This window comes from Streptomyces sp. NPDC020747, assembly GCF_044334695.1.
Lineage (GTDB): Bacteria > Actinomycetota > Actinomycetes > Streptomycetales > Streptomycetaceae > Streptomyces.
The window spans coordinates 253,781-268,509 of record NZ_JBIRTJ010000001.1 but is presented as its reverse complement, the minus strand read 5'-3'; the positions used below and the strand labels follow the sequence as shown (position 1 = coordinate 268,509).

The following is a 14,729-nucleotide window of genomic DNA, read 5'->3' as shown; positions in this document are numbered from 1 at the left end:
CCGCCTCCGCATCTCGGTTCGCCCCAATGGCCCCATCCCGGAACCCCGTACGGGGCAGTGGCGGTGGCGGCTTCTTGACTCCCATCGGCACTCTTGTCTGGACACATATCGGTTCGTACGCAAATACGACCGCATCGGGCAGTATTGAGCCGCATTGGATCGAGGCCGAGAATGGCGAGGACATCGCGCACCCGACGGACGACAACGGTCCTCGCGGTCCTGTGCTGCGCCGCTGTTGTCGCGAGCTGTCAAGGCCAGGACGGGCCGAAACGCCGGGGGAGCCCGGTCGGGGGCGGAGCGTCGGCGCAGAGCTTCACACTCGTCGCCTCCGGTGACGTCCTCCCGCACAGCTCGATCATCGACAGGGCGAACGCCGACGCGGGCGGGTACGGCTACGACTTCCGCCCCATGCTGTCGGGGGTCAAACCCGTCGTGGCCCGCGCCGACCTGGCGATCTGTCACATGGAGACGGTGTACGGGGCGGACGGCCACTACACCGGCTACCCCACCTTCAAGTCCCCGCCCCAGGTGGCCGACGGCCTTGCCACGACCGGCTACGACGCCTGCTCGACCGCCTCCAACCACACCCTCGACGACGGCGCCGCCGGTATCCACCGCACCCTCGACGCGCTCGACCGGGCCGGGGTGCGGCACGCCGGGTCCGCCCGCGGTGCCGCCGAGGCGAGCGCGCCCACGATCATGCAGACGGGCACCGCCAAGGTCGCCCACCTCGCGTACACCTACGGCACGAACGGCTTCCCGCTCCCGGCCGGCGCACCCTGGGCCGTCAACCTCATCGACCCCGACCGGATCGTCACGGAGGCCCGGGCCGCCCGGAAGGCGGGCGCCGACGTCGTGGTCGTGTCCCTGCACTGGGGCACCGAATGGCAGGACGAGCCCGACGCCCAGCAGCTGGAACTGAGTGAGCGGCTCACCGGGTCCCGCACGGACGGCCGCCCCGACATCGACCTGATCCTCGGCACCCACGCCCACGTCCCCCAGGCGTACGAGAAGGTCAACGGCACCTGGGTGATCTACGGGATGGGCGACCAGATCGCCGGCGCGATGACCAACCACGACGGTGCCAAGGATCCCCGCGGCAACGAGAGCACGATCGGCCGCTTCACCTTCGCCCCGCCGGAGAGGTCCGGCGACCGCTGGCGGGTGGAGAAGGCCGAATTCGTACCCCAGTGGTTCGACGTCGGCTCGGGCCGCGTGGTCGACCTCAACAGCGCGATCGGCCAAGGAGCCGACGTGACCGCCGTACGCGACCGGATCCGCCGCGTCGTCCTCAGCCGGGGCGCGGCCGGGGACGGCCTGGTCATGGCGAAGTAGCCGAAGTAGGTGAAGTAGCGGGGCGCGTTGAAGCGCCTGCCGGGCGTGCAGACCGAGGGAGCGCGTTGCCGTACCCCCGGCGCCCGCACCGATGGCACCGCCCACGCCGGTCGCGGCGCTCGGCGCTCTACGGCACCACCGTCACCGGCCACCGCCCCGCCTTCACCAGCCGGATCGCGACGGAACCGACGATCCGGTGGCCCGCCTGCTCGGAGGCGCCCACGACGACGGCGTCCGCCTTGAGCTGGTCCGCCGCCGAGACGAGCCCGTTGTACGGGTCGCCGCGGAAGGTGTGGAACTCCCAGCGCACATCGAATATGCCCTTGACCCGCTCGGTCGCGTCCCGGATCTCCCGCACCAGCTCCTCGGCGATCTGGTCGGTCGTCTCGGCGACCGGAACCCCGAGCGCGGCGCCGGCGGCCATCACCGGCTGGATGTACACCAGAGCGAGCAGTGCCCGCTGGCGCCGGGCCAGCCCCGCGGCGTAGGAGGCGGCGCGCAGGGACGAGGCGGAGCCGTCCACGCCGACCACGATGACCTTGGGCCCGTCGGTGCCCCGTTCGAACTGGTGGGGGTGCTGTTCCGTCACGGCGCAGAGGCTATCGGAACAGGCGGTTCCCAACAGCCGCCCGGGATCGCGCACGGCCGCGCTCGACAGGCGGCCGGGCCCCGCTGTTCCTACAGTCGAGAGCATGAACGCCGGCGTCCGGGCGGAAGCCCCGAGGGACCCGAAGGACACGACAGGGCCGATACGCCCGTCGCGGGACGGTCTCCTCAGCAAGGTGCCCGAGGGATTCGCGGTCTTCTTCGCGGCCCTCGGCCTGCTCTGTCTGGTGCTGGCCTTCATACCGCCGCTGCGCCGGCTGCCGCGCCCGGTCGTCCACGTGCTGAACCTGGTCGTGGTCCCGGTCAGCGCGAACCTCGCGTACGCCGTCTTCCTGTTCCTCCTCGCCGCCGCCATCGCGGCCCGCAAGAAGATCGCCTGGTGGCTGGTCGTCGTCTATCTCGGACTGCTGGTCCTCACCGACGTGCTGGGCACCGCGATGGGCCAGTACGCCGACTCCGTCCCCTCGCTCGTGGTCTGCGCGCTGGCCCTGTGCCTGCTGATCGTGGCCCGCCGGGAGTTCTACGCCGACTCGCGCAGGGCCGCGGTGCGCCGGGCCCTCGGCGTGCTGCTCGCCGGGCTGGCCGTGGCGATCCTCGTCGGCTGGGGGCTCGTCGAACTCTTCCCCGGCACCCTGCCGCGGGGCCAGCGGCTGTTGTGGGCCGCCGACCGGGTCTGCGGCGGACTCATCTCGGGCGGCGCCTTCGACGGGCGGCCACCCCGCCCGCTGTTCTTCTTCCTCGGCCTGTTCGGCGCGCTCGCCCTGCTGAACGCGGCCGCCACCCTCTTCCGCTCCCAGCGCATGGAGGCGGCCCTGCACGGCGACGAGGAGAGCCGGATCCGCGCGCTGCTCAAGGCGTACGGGGCGGACGACTCGCTCGGCTACTTTGCCACCCGCCGCGACAAGGCCGTCGTCTTCTCGCCCAGCGGCAAGGCCGCCGTCACCTACCGCGTCGAGGCCGGGGTGTGCCTCGCCAGCGGCGACCCCGTCGGCGACCGCGAGGCCTGGCAGCACGCCATCGGCGCCTGGCTCGACGTGGCCCGCCGCTACGCCTGGGCCCCCGCCGTCATGGGCGCCTCCGAGGAGGGCGCGAAGGCGTACGCGCGCTCAGGGCTCGGCGCTCTCCAGCTCGGCGACGAGGCGATCCTGCACGTCGCCGGCTTCGACCTCGACGGCCGCGACATGCGGGTGGCCCGACAGGCGGTGGGCCGCGTCCGCCGCAGCGGCGCCACCTGCCGCGTACGCAGACACTCCACCCTCACCGACGAGGAGATGGAGGAGATCGTAGCCAGGGCGGACGCCTGGCGGGACACCGAGACCGAGCGCGGCTTCTCCATGGCCCTGGACCGGCTCGGCGACCCCGAGGACGGCGACTGCCTCCTCGTCGAGGCCCTCGACTCCGACGGCAGACTGCTGGCGCTGCTGTCCCTCGTGCCCTGGGGCCGCGACGGCGTCTCGCTCGACCTGATGCGCCGGGACCGCAGCGCGCCCAACGGCGTCATGGAGTTCATGGTCGCCGAGCTGTGCGCGGTCGCCGGAAAGCTCGGCGTGCGCAGGATCTCGCTCAACTTCGCCGTGTTCCGCTCGGTCTTCGAGGAGGGCGCCCGCATCGGAGCCGGACCGGTCCTCAGACTCTGGCGCCGCCTGCTGCTGTTCTTCTCCAAGTGGTGGCAGCTGGAGGCCCTCTACCGGTCCAACGCCAAGTACCACCCCGAGTGGTATCCGCGCTTCATCTGTTACGGGGACACCGCCGCCCTCGCCCGGATCGGCCTGGCCTCGGGCATCGCGGAGGGCTTCGTCTCCGTACCGTCGCTGCGCACACTCCGGGGCAGGGGGCGCGCGAAGGGCGGGCCGAAACCGTCGAGCACCGAGGGTCTGCCGTCGCTGTCGGCGCTCGGCCTCGACGGAGGGGGCGAGGCCGAGGCCGCCGATCCGACGTCCGGGCTGCCCGAACAGGTCCGCATCCGGCACCGCAAACTCGACCGGCTCCGCGCCGACGGCATCGACCCCTATCCGGTCGGCATCCCGCCCCGCACCCACGCCCTCGCAGAGGTCCGCGAGGGGCAGCACGTGACGGTCGCGGGCCGCGTCATGCTCGTACGCGACTTCGGCGGCATCGTCTTCGCCGTCCTGCGCGACTGGTCCGGCGACTTCCAGCTCGCCCTCACCCGGAAGGACGCGGGTCCCGCGCTCGACCGGTTCCGCAAGGACGTCGACATCGGCGACCACGTCAGCGTCACCGGCCTGACCGGTGTCAGCGACAAGGGGCAGCCCACGGTCTTCGTCAGCTCCTGGCAGCTCATCGGCAAGTGCCTGCGCCCCCTGCCGGACAAGCGGCGCGGCCTCGCCGACCCGGAGGCCAAGGTGCGCCGCCGCTACCTCGACCTGGTCGCGAGCCCGGACGCCCGGGACGTCGTACGGGCCAGGTCCACGGCCGTCCAGGCCCTGCGCCAGGGCCTGCTGGAGCGCGGCTACCTGGAGGTCGAGACGCCGATGCTCCAGCAGATCCACGGCGGCGCCAACGCCCGGCCCTTCACCACGCACATCAACGCCTACGACCTCGACCTCTATCTGCGGATCGCCCCCGAGCTGTATCTGAAGCGGCTGTGCGTCGGCGGCATGGAGAAGGTCTTCGAGATGGGCCGCACCTTCCGCAACGAGGGCGTCTCCTACAAGCACAACCCCGAGTTCACGATGCTGGAGGCCTACCAGGCCTTCGCCGACTACGACGTGATGCTCGACCTCACCCGCGAACTGATCCAGGGCGCGGCGACCGCCGCCTTCGGTTCACCGGTCGCCCGCAAGGACGGCACCGAGTACGACATCTCGGGATCCTGGCCCGTCAGGACGGTCTACGGGGCGATCTCCGAGGCGCTCGGGGAGGAGATCGACGCCGACACGCCCCTGGAGTCCCTGCACCGGCTGTGCGACCGGGCGTCGGTCCCGTACACCGCCGAGCACGGCCGCGGCGATGTCGTCCTCGAAATGTACGAACGCCTGGTCGAGGAGAAGACCCAGCTGCCGACCTTCTACAAGGACTTCCCGACCGACGTCTCCCCGCTCACCCGGCAGCACCGCGTGGACCCGCGGCTCGCCGAACGCTGGGACCTCGTCGCCTTCGGCACCGAGCTGGGCACCGCCTACTCCGAGCTGACCGACCCCGTCGAGCAGCGCAGGCGGCTCACCGCGCAGTCACTGCTCGCCGCCGGGGGAGACCCGGAGGCGATGGAGCTGGACGAGGACTTCCTCGACGCCCTGGAGTACGCCATGCCGCCCACCGGAGGGCTCGGCATCGGCGTCGACCGGCTCGTCATGTTCCTCACCGGGCTCACCATCCGCGAGACGCTGCCCTTCCCGCTCGTACGCCGCCGCTGAGCGGCTCCCGACCTCCGGGAGCTGCTCTCAACGGGTGCTTTCGTGCGTCCGCACCGGTGGACATGTGCTGCGCCGCACGTCGGCCGGGCGACTGATTACTCATGAATAAGGATCAGTTCCTCTCGCGGCGCCGGGCGTTGTTCGCCGGCGCCGCCGTGCTGGGAGCGGCGGGCGCGGCCGGCACGGTACAGGTGCTCACCGCCGACCCGGGCTCCCCGGTCCGGTCCTCCGCCGCTCCCGCCGCCGGCGCCCAGGCGAGGCGCGCGGCCCTGAGACCATCCGCCTACCGTCTTCAGCCCATCGCCGGATACGGACCGGTCCGCGGCACGGCCGCGCGGACCCTCGTACGGCACGAGCCGTTCCTGCGTATGTCGGGGCGCGGCAAGACCATGGTGCTGACCTTCGACGACGGGCCCGACCCCCGCTACACCCCCCAGATGCTGCGCACCCTCAAGGCCCACAAGGTGCACGCCATGTTCTTCGTGTGCGGGGAGATGGCCGTCGGCCACAAGGACCTGCTGCGCCGGATGGCCGACGAGGGACACGTGGTGGCCAACCACACCTGGTCCCATCCGCTGCTGACCAGGCTGACCAGGGCCGAGATCCGCTCCCAGATGGAGCGCACCTGCGATGTCATCGAGGAGGGAACCGGAGAGCGGCCCGGCTGGTTCCGCGCGCCGTACGGGGCCTGGAACCGGGCCGCCTTCCAGATCGGCGCCGAACTCGGCATGGAGCCGCTCGCCTGGACCGTCGACACCCTCGACTGGACCTCACCCGGTGCCGACGCGATCGAGGGCCGGGTCATCAAGGGCGCGGCCCCCGGCGTCGTGGTCCTCGGGCACGACGCGGGCGGGGACCGTACGCAGAGTGTGACGGCGCTGCGCGACTATCTGCCCCGGCTGCTGGACTCGGGGTACCACTTCATCGTGCCCCGTCGGCAGTCCGCATAGAGCAGCGGAGTTCCACGGAACCGAAAGGATTCCGTGGAACTCCGCCGATTTTCGCCCGCCTGCCGGGGAACGCTCAGCGAACCTCGATCAGGCGGGCGAACACGACGACGTTCCCGTCGTAGCCGTTCTGCTTGGAGAAACCGCCCCCGCAGGTGATGACACGCAATTCGGGGGTTCCGGTGTTCCCATAGACCCGGTCTCCGGGGAAGTTGTTCTTCTCGAAGACCTCGATGCCGTAGATCTCGAACACGGCGGTCTTTCCGTCCTTGCGCAGGACCTCCACGCGATGTCCCTTTTTCAGGGCCCCGAGTCCGTAGAAGACGGCGGGGCCCTGTCGGTTGTCGACGTGGCCGACCATGACGGCCGTGCCCTTCTCGCCGGGCGAGACCGCGCCCGAGAACCAGCCCGCGAGGTTCGGGTCCTCCGGCGGCGGCGCGTCCACCCAGCCCTCCATGTCGAGGCCCACGGGTGTCGCGGGGGCGTCGACCCGGATCGCCGGGATCCTGATGCGGTCTGCCACGGAGAACTGCAGGGGGGCCGGAGCACCCGTGCGGGTCGTGCTGCCGGTGACGTGATTGTCCGCGGCGGCGGCCGTCGCCGGTTGCGGGGGCCCGACGTCGAACTCTCCCGAACCATTCCGAATGAGAGCGAGGCCGGTCAGCAGGACAAGCGCTATCACGCCCCAAGGAGCGCGCCTCTTGGGGCGCTCCTCCTCTTCCGCCAGCTCGGTCACGGACATTCGCAATCCCCTCTCGACGTGGCCGTCGCCACGTCCGTCGCGCATACGAGAACGCTAAGCGCAGCGCGCGCACAGGGCGACGGGAGAAGCGCGAACGGGTGGCTGAGCGTGTCGCCGTGCGCCATCCGAGTTGCCGTCGCCAGGAAATTTCTGACGGTCCGTGACCTGCGGCAATATCCGATTGTGTTCCTTTCCTTCGGCGTGTCCTCTCACCGGTACGGAGCATTCTCGAAATGCGGCCCTGTGCAGGGCAACTGAGGGTCTGTCTGGGAGGCGTTTTCTCGCCGATCGACTCGGGGACGGTTCCCGGGGCGCCTTCCGCGGAGGATCACATGCGTACCACTCGTGCCCTGGCGGTCTCTGCGGTGGCGTTCGCCGCCGTCGGAATCGCCGCGCCCACGGCCGCGGCCTGGGACAACCCGAGCAACATCACCGCGATGCCCAGCGTCATCGCCCGCGGCGGCCAGCTCTCGGTCACCGTGGACGGCTGCCCGAACGGCGGCTCCATGACGTCGACGGCGTTCCCGCAGGCCAGACTCTCGTCGACCGGTGGCAACAACGAGACCTCGAAGGGGACCGCCACCATCAACAGCTCGGCCAACCCGGGCTCGTACGACATCACGGTCCACTGCAGCGGCAAGACCCTCACCAAGCCGCAGGCCTTCACCGTCATCGGTGGTGTCCGAGGCGGTCTCGGTGGCAGCAGCTCCACCGGTGCCACCCCGACCGACATCGCGATCGGCGGCGGCCTCGTCGGCCTCGCCCTCATCGGCGGCGGGGTGTTCTGGATGCGCCGCCGCTCCGAGAACAGGATCTGAGCCCGGACAGCCCTTCGCCCCGGACCCTCAGGGGTTCCGGGGCGAAGGGCTGTCCGCTGCGTCCGGTGCGTCAGCCGCCGTGCTCGCCGGCGCGCCGCCGCGACCAGTAGTACGCCGCGCCGACCGAGCCCGCGATGAGCGCGGCGCCGAGGCCGATCTCACCCGGGTCGAAGTCGCCCGCGCTGCCGCCGACGCCCGCCTTGACGCCCCGGTGGACCGGGGTGTGCGTCGGGTCGTCCGGGCGGCCGGTGGCGATGGTGAGGTCCGTGTGGCCGGACTCGTCGCCGCACTGGAACGTCACCTCGTACACCGCTCCGGGCTTGGCGTCCCAGTCGACGGTGGCCGTGGCGGAGCCCTGTCCCTTGCGGATCGTCACCGTGTCGAAGACGCCCGAGGACACCTTGGTGTCCGACTTGCAGCCGTTGACCGACAACGAGACACGGCCGCCGGCGGCGATGGTCGTGGGCGAGACGTTGAAGCCGAACGAGGTGATGTTGCGCTCCTCCCCGTCGTCCCGGGCGGCGGCGACGGGTGCGGTGAGGGTCAGGGCGGTCATGCCCAGCAGTGCGGCCGAAGCGACGCGTATCGCGCGCATGGTGAGTCCTCCGGGTCCCCGAGGCGCAGCCGCGGACCTTTTCCGCTGCGCCGTACATGCACCTCGATGATCGAAACGCTAGGAAGGTGCGGGCGCGGGCGCGATCGCTGTCGCGCGAATGGGGCAACGGTGTGGGCCGAACCGGGTAACTGATGCCTGCGGTTGGGGGACGGGCGCGGCGTGGCGTCCGTCCCCCGGTGAAGCCGGCTCGTAGGGGTCCGTCACTCACCGGCCTTCGGGAAGAGCGTCAGGAACGGATCCGCCGTCGCCGTGATCCCGCGGCTGTAGGGAGCGTCGAAGTCCCAGATCAGGAAGAGCAGGAAGGCGATCAGGGCGGCGAACAGGCCCGCCAGGATCACCTCGCGCAGGGTGCGGCGGATCTGCAGCGCGAAGATCAGCCCGACGGTGACCACGGCTCCGGTGATCAGACCGAACCACACGACGCCCGGCATGGTCGGAGCCGTGGACTCCGCGCGGGCCGTGCGCGCGTTGTCCGCCGCGGTGACCTGGTCGAGGAGCGGCTGGTAGGCCTGGGCCTCGAAGTCCGTCCGCGGCTCGTAGTCGGTGACGTCGTTGCGGATCCTGGCCAGCAGCTTCGTACCCTCGTCCGTGACCTTGCCGTCGTCGGCCATGGCCTTCCACTCGGTGGTGACGACGTGGCCGACATAGACGTTGACGTCGTCCCGGATGCGGTCGCGCACGTCGGGCGGGTACACCCGGACGCGCTCGGAGATCTCGTGCAGCGCGTACGCCTCGTTCTGGACGTGATCCTGGGCGACGCCGCGCGCCTCCCAGACGCCGGCGATGGCCAGGCCGAGCACGATGGCGTACACCACGCCGATCATCATCGTCATGTACTCGATCACGTCCGGGGTCTCGGACGGATCGTCGTCCTCGGCGGCGGTGTGGTGCCGCACGACGGTGACGATGAGGACGACGACGGTGGCCGCCGCCATCGCGAGGGCGAGAACAAGCCATTCCGACAAAGGATTCCTCCAGAGGTCATCGCGGGCGCAGCGCGGCGACGGCGAACACCGCGGGCGCGGTGATGAGCAGGGTGAGCGAGACCAGGGACGGGCCGTCGCGGGGCGGCGCCTTGCGCGGCCTGGTGCGGTACGGCGGGTAACTCACCGGAGTCGGCGAGGGGCTGGGGTGCGCGGTGGGGGTCGGCTTCGGTGTCGGAGTGGGCTTCGGAGCCGGCGCGGGGACCGCCGGGGGCGGTACGACGGGAGCCGGCCGTGGTGGGGCGGGCGCGGGCGGTGGCACGGTCGGCGGGTCGGGGGCAGGCCGCGGTGGGGGAGGCGGCGGGGCGGGTGTCGGTGTGGGCGTCGGAGTCGGCTTGGGCGGGGGCTTCGGCGGAGGGGGTGGTTCCGGAGTCGGGCAGGGCAGGGACGGCGTCGGAGTCGGTGTGGGCGTCGGCGTGGGGCAGGTCCCCGCGACGGCCACCGCCACCGTGCCGTCGCCGCCGGGCCCCGTGGCCGCGTACGCGCAGGCGTCGGCGGCCGCCGGAGCGGGCGCGCCACCGGCGATCCAGGTCAGCGCGAGCAGCGTCAGCAGGCGTATGACGAGGGCGCATCCGGTCCGTGGCTGAGTTCGTAGTGGTCCAGGCACGACGGAGATCATCGGTCCCCACGCGCTCGCGCGCGCGAGAGTGCGCCCAGGTTGCCCCGAAGGAGGGACAAGGGGCTCGCGCGCTTGCCGTCACACGCCTGAGCAGGCCTCCCGCGCCCCACCGAAAGCAGGGCTCCCGGGCGTTACCAGAAAGAAATATGTGCGCGCTTTGAACACTCACCGCACTCCCGCCCGTACCTAGGGCCATACGCGGTGTGGATCAGCGCCGCAACACCTAAGCAGACAGCGGGAGTTACCAATGAAGACCTCCTGGCGGAGCGCCTCACTCGTAGCGTCAGCTGCGGCAGTGCTGGTGCTGACGACGGCGTGCGGTCAGGACAAGGCGGACACTTCGACCGGCAGCCAGAACGTGGGCGCGGCGCCCGCGGCCAATGGTTACGGTTCGGCGGGGGCCGCGGCCAGCCCGAGCACCGGAGCCGGTGCCGGCACGGCCGGTGCGGCCGCCGGTACTCAGACGCAGAGCGCCGGACAGCTTGCCGTGGCGGACACCGACAAGCTCGGTGAGGTTGTGACGGACAGCGCGGGCATGACGCTCTACCGCTTCGACAAGGACACGGCCGAGCCGCCGAAGTCGAACTGTGACGGCGACTGCGCCACTGCCTGGCCGCCGGTTCCGGCCTCGGGCGCCACCGCGCCGATCGGCGTTGACAAGACCCTGCTCGGCGAGGTCACCCGTACCGACGGCACCAAGCAGCTGACCTACGAGGGCTGGCCGCTGTACCGGTTCGCGAAGGACACCAAGGCCGGTGACACCAAGGGCCAGGGTGTGGGCGGCACTTGGTACGCGACGGCCCCCGATGGCAAGAAGGCCTCCGGTGGCGGAGAGGCCGCGGCCGGCGGCAGCGCGGAAGCCGCAGACCTGCCGGGTCTGTCGACCCGTAACGACCCCGAGCTCGGTGAGGTCGTCATCGACAAGAACGGCATGACGGTCTACCGGTTCGAGAAGGACGTCCCCTGGCCGATGAAGTCGAACTGTGTCGGCGAGTGCCTGGAGAAGTGGCCGGTCGTCGCGCCGGTCGACGCCGCCGACACCAAGGGCATCGACAACAAGAACGACGGACGGCGCGGCTACGTCGTCAACAACCGCCCGGACGGCCTCAAGCAGCAGAGCATCGACTGCTGGCCGCTCTACACCTTCGCGGGTGACAAGAAGCCCGGTGACACCAACGGCCAGGGCGTCGGCGGCACGTGGTACGCCATCTCCCCGGAGGGCAAGCCGCTCGGCAAGCCGAAGTAGCCGGGCCCGAAGCGGCCAACCGAACGATCACTTCCCCAGGTTGGTCACCGAGACACACCGATCGCGAAGCGCGGAGGGGAGGCGACGTTCGAAGCGCGGAAGGTTGTGAACGCACACACGGAGAGCGTGAACGCACAGAGAAGGAGAGTGCCGGAAGTTCGGAAAACGTGTGCACAACCACCGGTTCGCCCCCTCCGCTCCGCACGGAGGGGGCGAAGCGGCTTTTTCACATCCGGCCGGATCCGGTCGCGTGAACGGTTATCCGCACGCTTCTTCGTAACGCTGCGCAGTTTCCCCGGAACTCTTTGGAACGCTTCGGTCCGATTTCGTAAGGCGGCGAATTCGGCACGTGCCGGAGACGGCGACCTGGAACGGATGGTCAATTTCCGTTTCCACTCGCTCCTTTGGCGGACGATCAGTAGCCTCAGCTCGAACACCGGATCGTCTACGCCTTGGAGAGATAGATGGAGCGTCCCGCCTGGGCCCCACGTGGCATCGACATCTCGGTGCCCAGCGTGAGTCGCGTCTACGACTACTACCTGGGCGGATCGCACAATTTCGAGGTCGACCGGGAAGCCGCGCGCCGGGCCATGGAGTTCATGCCGGGACTTCCCAAGATCATGCAGGCGAACCGCGGGTTCCTGCGCCGTGCCGTGCGATTCGCGGCCGACGAGGGCATCGACCAGTTCCTCGACATCGGTTCGGGCATCCCCACCTTCGGCAACGTCCACGAGGTGGCGCAGAGTGCCCGCCCCGGCGCACGCGTCATGTACGTCGACCACGACCCCGTCGCCGTTGCGCACAGCACGGCCGTGCTGGCCGGGAACGAGGACGCGGACGTGGTCACCGCCGACCTCCGCAAGCCCCAGGAGATCCTGGCGAGCCCTCAGGTTCAGCGCCTGATAGACCTGAATCGGCCAGTCGCACTCCTCCTCGTTGCCATACTTCACTTCGTGGAGGACACGGACGACCCGTACGGGGCGGTGACAGAGCTGAGGGACGCGCTTGCGCCCGGCAGCCTGTTCGTCGTCTCGCACGCCTCGTACGAGGGACTCCCGCTCTCAAAAGAGCGGGCCGAGGGCGCCGTCGACGTCTACAAGGACATCCGCAACCCGCTGATCATGCGCTCGCGCGACGACGTCGCGCGGTTCTTCGAGGGGTACGACATGGTGGAACCCGGACTGGTGCCGATGGCGAAATGGCGGCCCGACTCGGCGTCCGAGGACGAGGACCCTTATGCCTACTCGGGTTTCGCGGGCGTGGGGCGCAAGGCGTGACCGCCGAGCCGGACGGGCCGGAGGACAGACTGCGCAGGTTCGCGACGATCTGGAGCCGGGCCGTGTTCCCGGCGACCGCGACGTCGCTGACCCGGCCGGAATTCGAGCAGCGCCTGGTGCCGCTCGCCCGGCGGCTCAGCGAGGCGCTGCGGGCCAGGACGTTCGAAGCGGCCGAGGGCCAGGCCGTCGGCGCCGCGCTCATCGACGCGCACTGCACCGAACCCGAGGCGCTCAGCCGCACCCTCGACTGCGTCGACGCCTACCTGGTGCTCTACTGCGGCGGCGACGGGTCCCAGGAGGCCCTGCGCGCCCGCTCGGCACGCCTGCAGCACGCCATGGCGGCCGGGTTCGCGCACGCGCTGCGGGAACGGACGCTGGCCGAGCAGGAGTCCATCGCACGCGCCGCCCTCCAGGCCCAGGGCGTGGTGGCGGACGCCCTGCACGCCACCGAGGCACGCTTCCGCGCGGTCTTCGAGGGCGCCGCGATAGGCATCGGCGTCGCCGACCTCGACGGCAACATCCTCCAGGTGAACAACGCTCTGCTGCGCATGTTCGGCGGCACCGAGCAGCTGATGCGCGGCCGCAACGTCACCGAGTGGACCCACCCCGAGGACGCCCCCCAGGTGTGGCGGCTCTACGAGGAGTTGGTCACCGGCGACCGCGAGCACTACCACGTCGAGAAGGCCTTCTACCGCCCTGACGGAACGGTTCTGTGGACCAACCTCACCGTCTCCCTGCTGCGTGACGCGGACGGCCGGCCCCAGTTCCAGCTCGCCCTCATGGAGGACACCACCGAGCGGCGGCTGCTCAACCTGCGGCTGCGGTACGAGGCCACGCACGACGCGCTCACCGGACTGCCCAACCGGACGCTGTTCTTCGAGCGGCTCGACAAGGCGCTCGCGGCGGGCGACGGCATGCGCTTCGGTCTCTGCTACCTCGACCTCGACGGCTTCAAGACCATCAACGACAGCCTCGGACACGCGGCCGGCGACCGGCTGCTCGTCGAGGTCGCCGACCGGCTGCAGTCCTGCGCGACCGCGCCCGGCGAGATGGTCGCCCGGCTCGGCGGCGACGAGTTCGTGGCCCTGACGACCGGGCCCGACACCGAGAGCGAGGTCGACGCGCTCGCCGACCGCATCATGAACGCCCTGATCACACCGGTGCGCATCGACGGCAGGGAACTGACCGTCCGCGGCAGCATCGGCATCGTCGAGGGCCCGGCGGGCGAGCGCGGCCCCGCCGAGGTACTGCGCAGCGCCGACATCACGATGTACCGCGCCAAGTCGGCGGGCGGCAACCGCTACGAGCTCGCCGACCCCGAGGCCGACGCCCGTGCCATCACCCGGCACGGGCTCACCACGGCGCTGCCCGCGGCCCTGGACCGGAACGAGTTCTTCATCGAGTACCAGCCGCTCGTCCACCTCGGCGACGGCAGCGTGCGCGGCGCCGAGGCTCTCGTGCGCTGGCTGCATCCGCAGCACGGCGTGCTCGGACCCGACCGGTTCATCCCGCTCGCCGAGCACACCGGCCTGATCGTGCCGCTGGGACGGTGGGTCCTGGAGCAGTCGGTCCGCCAGGCCCGCGAGTGGCAGGAACGTCACGCCGACGCCGGACCGCTGCGTATCAACGTGAACCTCTCGCCCTGCCAGCTGACCCATCCCGGCCTGGTCGCCGACACGGTCGACATCCTGGAGCGCATCGGACTCGAACCGTCCTCGCTCTGCCTGGAGGTCACCGAGTCCGCGCTGATCGGCGCCGACGACGACCTGCTCAAGCCGCTGCGCCGGCTCGCCGAGATGGGCGTCGACATCGCCCTCGACGACTTCGGCACGGGCTACTCGAACCTCGCCAACCTGCGTCGCCTCCCGGTGAGCATCCTCAAGCTGGACCGTTCCTTCACCCAGGGCATGCAGCAGTTCCCCGCCGATCCCGTCGACCTCAAGATCGTCGAAGGGATCGTTTCTCTTGCCCACAGCCTTGACCTCGCGGTCACGGTCGAGGGCGTGGAGACGGCGGCCCAGGCCGAGCAGCTCCGCATACTGGGCTGCGACACGGCCCAGGGCTGGTACTACGCCCGGGGCCCCCGGACCGCCTCCACGAACTGGCATTGGTGGACGCGACGGGCTGAGCGTGGCCGCTCCGCGGGAGTGGCGGGGTGCGGGTGCG

11 protein-coding genes and 1 pseudogene are annotated in these 14,729 nt (G+C 70.7%); 7 read left to right on the top strand and 5 right to left on the bottom strand.

Annotation, left to right across the window (positions count from 1 at the left end):
- The first annotated feature begins 171 nt into the window (after nucleotides 1-171).
- A complete protein-coding gene (locus tag ACH4YP_RS01160) occupies nucleotides 172-1,335 on the top strand; it encodes a CapA family protein (RefSeq protein ID WP_398488784.1) in 1,164 nt (387 codons plus the stop codon).
- A gap of 127 nt (nucleotides 1,336-1,462) precedes the next feature.
- Here the strand turns inward: ACH4YP_RS01160 and ACH4YP_RS01155 are convergent, their stop codons facing one another.
- The gene (locus ACH4YP_RS01155) at nucleotides 1,463-1,924 is read right to left on the bottom strand and encodes a universal stress protein (protein ID WP_361059949.1); all 462 of its coding nucleotides are present in this window, start codon (nucleotides 1,922-1,924) and stop codon (nucleotides 1,463-1,465) included.
- Nucleotides 1,925-2,027: 103 nt separating this feature from the next.
- Here ACH4YP_RS01155 and lysX point away from each other — a divergent pair, with 103 nt between their 5' ends.
- Together lysX and ACH4YP_RS01145 are read left to right on the top strand one after the other, a co-directional pair.
- Nucleotides 2,028-5,315 (top strand): bifunctional lysylphosphatidylglycerol synthetase/lysine--tRNA ligase LysX, encoded by a 3,288-nt coding sequence (lysX, locus tag ACH4YP_RS01150; RefSeq protein ID WP_398488783.1) that lies wholly within the window; start codon nucleotides 2,028-2,030, stop codon nucleotides 5,313-5,315.
- Nucleotides 5,316-5,416: 101 nt separating this feature from the next.
- Nucleotides 5,417-6,265: a polysaccharide deacetylase family protein gene (locus tag ACH4YP_RS01145; protein ID WP_398488781.1), complete on the top strand. Its 849-nt coding sequence runs from the start codon at nucleotides 5,417-5,419 to the stop codon at nucleotides 6,263-6,265.
- Nucleotides 6,266-6,338: 73 nt separating this feature from the next.
- Here ACH4YP_RS01145 and ACH4YP_RS01140 read toward each other — a convergent pair whose 3' ends face one another.
- Nucleotides 6,339-7,004: a class F sortase gene (locus tag ACH4YP_RS01140; RefSeq protein ID WP_361065281.1), complete on the bottom strand. Its 666-nt coding sequence runs from the start codon at nucleotides 7,002-7,004 to the stop codon at nucleotides 6,339-6,341.
- Between the two features lie 332 nt (nucleotides 7,005-7,336).
- Here ACH4YP_RS01140 and ACH4YP_RS01135 point away from each other — a divergent pair, with 332 nt between their 5' ends.
- Complete coding sequence (locus ACH4YP_RS01135) at nucleotides 7,337-7,822, top strand: hypothetical protein (protein ID WP_361065197.1); 486 nt, start codon at nucleotides 7,337-7,339, stop codon at nucleotides 7,820-7,822.
- Nucleotides 7,823-7,892: 70 nt separating this feature from the next.
- Here the strand turns inward: ACH4YP_RS01135 and ACH4YP_RS01130 are convergent, their stop codons facing one another.
- The 3 genes from ACH4YP_RS01130 to ACH4YP_RS01120 all read right to left on the bottom strand — a co-directional run bounded on the left by ACH4YP_RS01130 (nucleotide 7,893) and on the right by ACH4YP_RS01120 (nucleotide 10,028).
- On the bottom strand, nucleotides 7,893-8,417 hold the full coding sequence (locus ACH4YP_RS01130; RefSeq protein ID WP_398488779.1) for a hypothetical protein: 525 nt from the start codon (nucleotides 8,415-8,417) through the stop codon (nucleotides 7,893-7,895).
- Between the two features lie 221 nt (nucleotides 8,418-8,638).
- Entirely contained in the window at nucleotides 8,639-9,403 is a 765-nt protein-coding gene (locus ACH4YP_RS01125) for a hypothetical protein (RefSeq protein ID WP_361065202.1), read from the bottom strand.
- A 16-nt stretch (nucleotides 9,404-9,419) separates the two neighbouring features.
- A complete protein-coding gene (locus tag ACH4YP_RS01120) occupies nucleotides 9,420-10,028 on the bottom strand; it encodes a hypothetical protein (protein ID WP_398488777.1) in 609 nt (202 codons plus the stop codon).
- Between the two features lie 259 nt (nucleotides 10,029-10,287).
- Here ACH4YP_RS01120 and ACH4YP_RS01115 point away from each other — a divergent pair, with 259 nt between their 5' ends.
- From ACH4YP_RS01115 to ACH4YP_RS01105, 3 genes and pseudogenes are all read left to right on the top strand, one after another.
- Nucleotides 10,288-11,286, top strand: coding sequence for an SCO0930 family lipoprotein (locus ACH4YP_RS01115; RefSeq protein ID WP_398488776.1), 999 nt, complete (start codon nucleotides 10,288-10,290; stop codon nucleotides 11,284-11,286).
- Between the two features lie 464 nt (nucleotides 11,287-11,750).
- Entirely contained in the window at nucleotides 11,751-12,563 is an 813-nt protein-coding gene (locus ACH4YP_RS01110; RefSeq protein WP_361065210.1) for an SAM-dependent methyltransferase, read from the top strand.
- Nucleotides 12,560-14,691: pseudogene (locus ACH4YP_RS01105) on the top strand (putative bifunctional diguanylate cyclase/phosphodiesterase). Before ACH4YP_RS01110 ends, ACH4YP_RS01105 begins: the two are co-directional and overlap by 4 nt.
- Nucleotides 14,692-14,729 lie beyond the last annotated feature (38 nt).

Bases quoted from the DNA above. Each gene is read 5' to 3' on its own strand.
- ACH4YP_RS01160 (WP_398488784.1), top strand. From the start codon at position 172: ATGGCGAGGACATCGCGCACCCGACGGACGACAACGGTCCTCGCGGTC.
- lysX (WP_398488783.1), top strand. From the start codon at position 2,028: ATGAACGCCGGCGTCCGGGCGGAAGCCCCGAGGGACCCGAAGGACACG.
- ACH4YP_RS01145 (WP_398488781.1), top strand. From the start codon at position 5,417: ATGAATAAGGATCAGTTCCTCTCGCGGCGCCGGGCGTTGTTCGCCGGC.
- ACH4YP_RS01140 (WP_361065281.1), bottom strand. From the start codon at position 7,004: ATGTCCGTGACCGAGCTGGCGGAAGAGGAGGAGCGCCCCAAGAGGCGC.
- ACH4YP_RS01135 (WP_361065197.1), top strand. From the start codon at position 7,337: ATGCGTACCACTCGTGCCCTGGCGGTCTCTGCGGTGGCGTTCGCCGCC.
- ACH4YP_RS01130 (WP_398488779.1), bottom strand. From the start codon at position 8,417: ATGCGCGCGATACGCGTCGCTTCGGCCGCACTGCTGGGCATGACCGCC.
- ACH4YP_RS01115 (WP_398488776.1), top strand. From the start codon at position 10,288: ATGAAGACCTCCTGGCGGAGCGCCTCACTCGTAGCGTCAGCTGCGGCA.
- ACH4YP_RS01110 (WP_361065210.1), top strand. From the start codon at position 11,751: ATGGAGCGTCCCGCCTGGGCCCCACGTGGCATCGACATCTCGGTGCCC.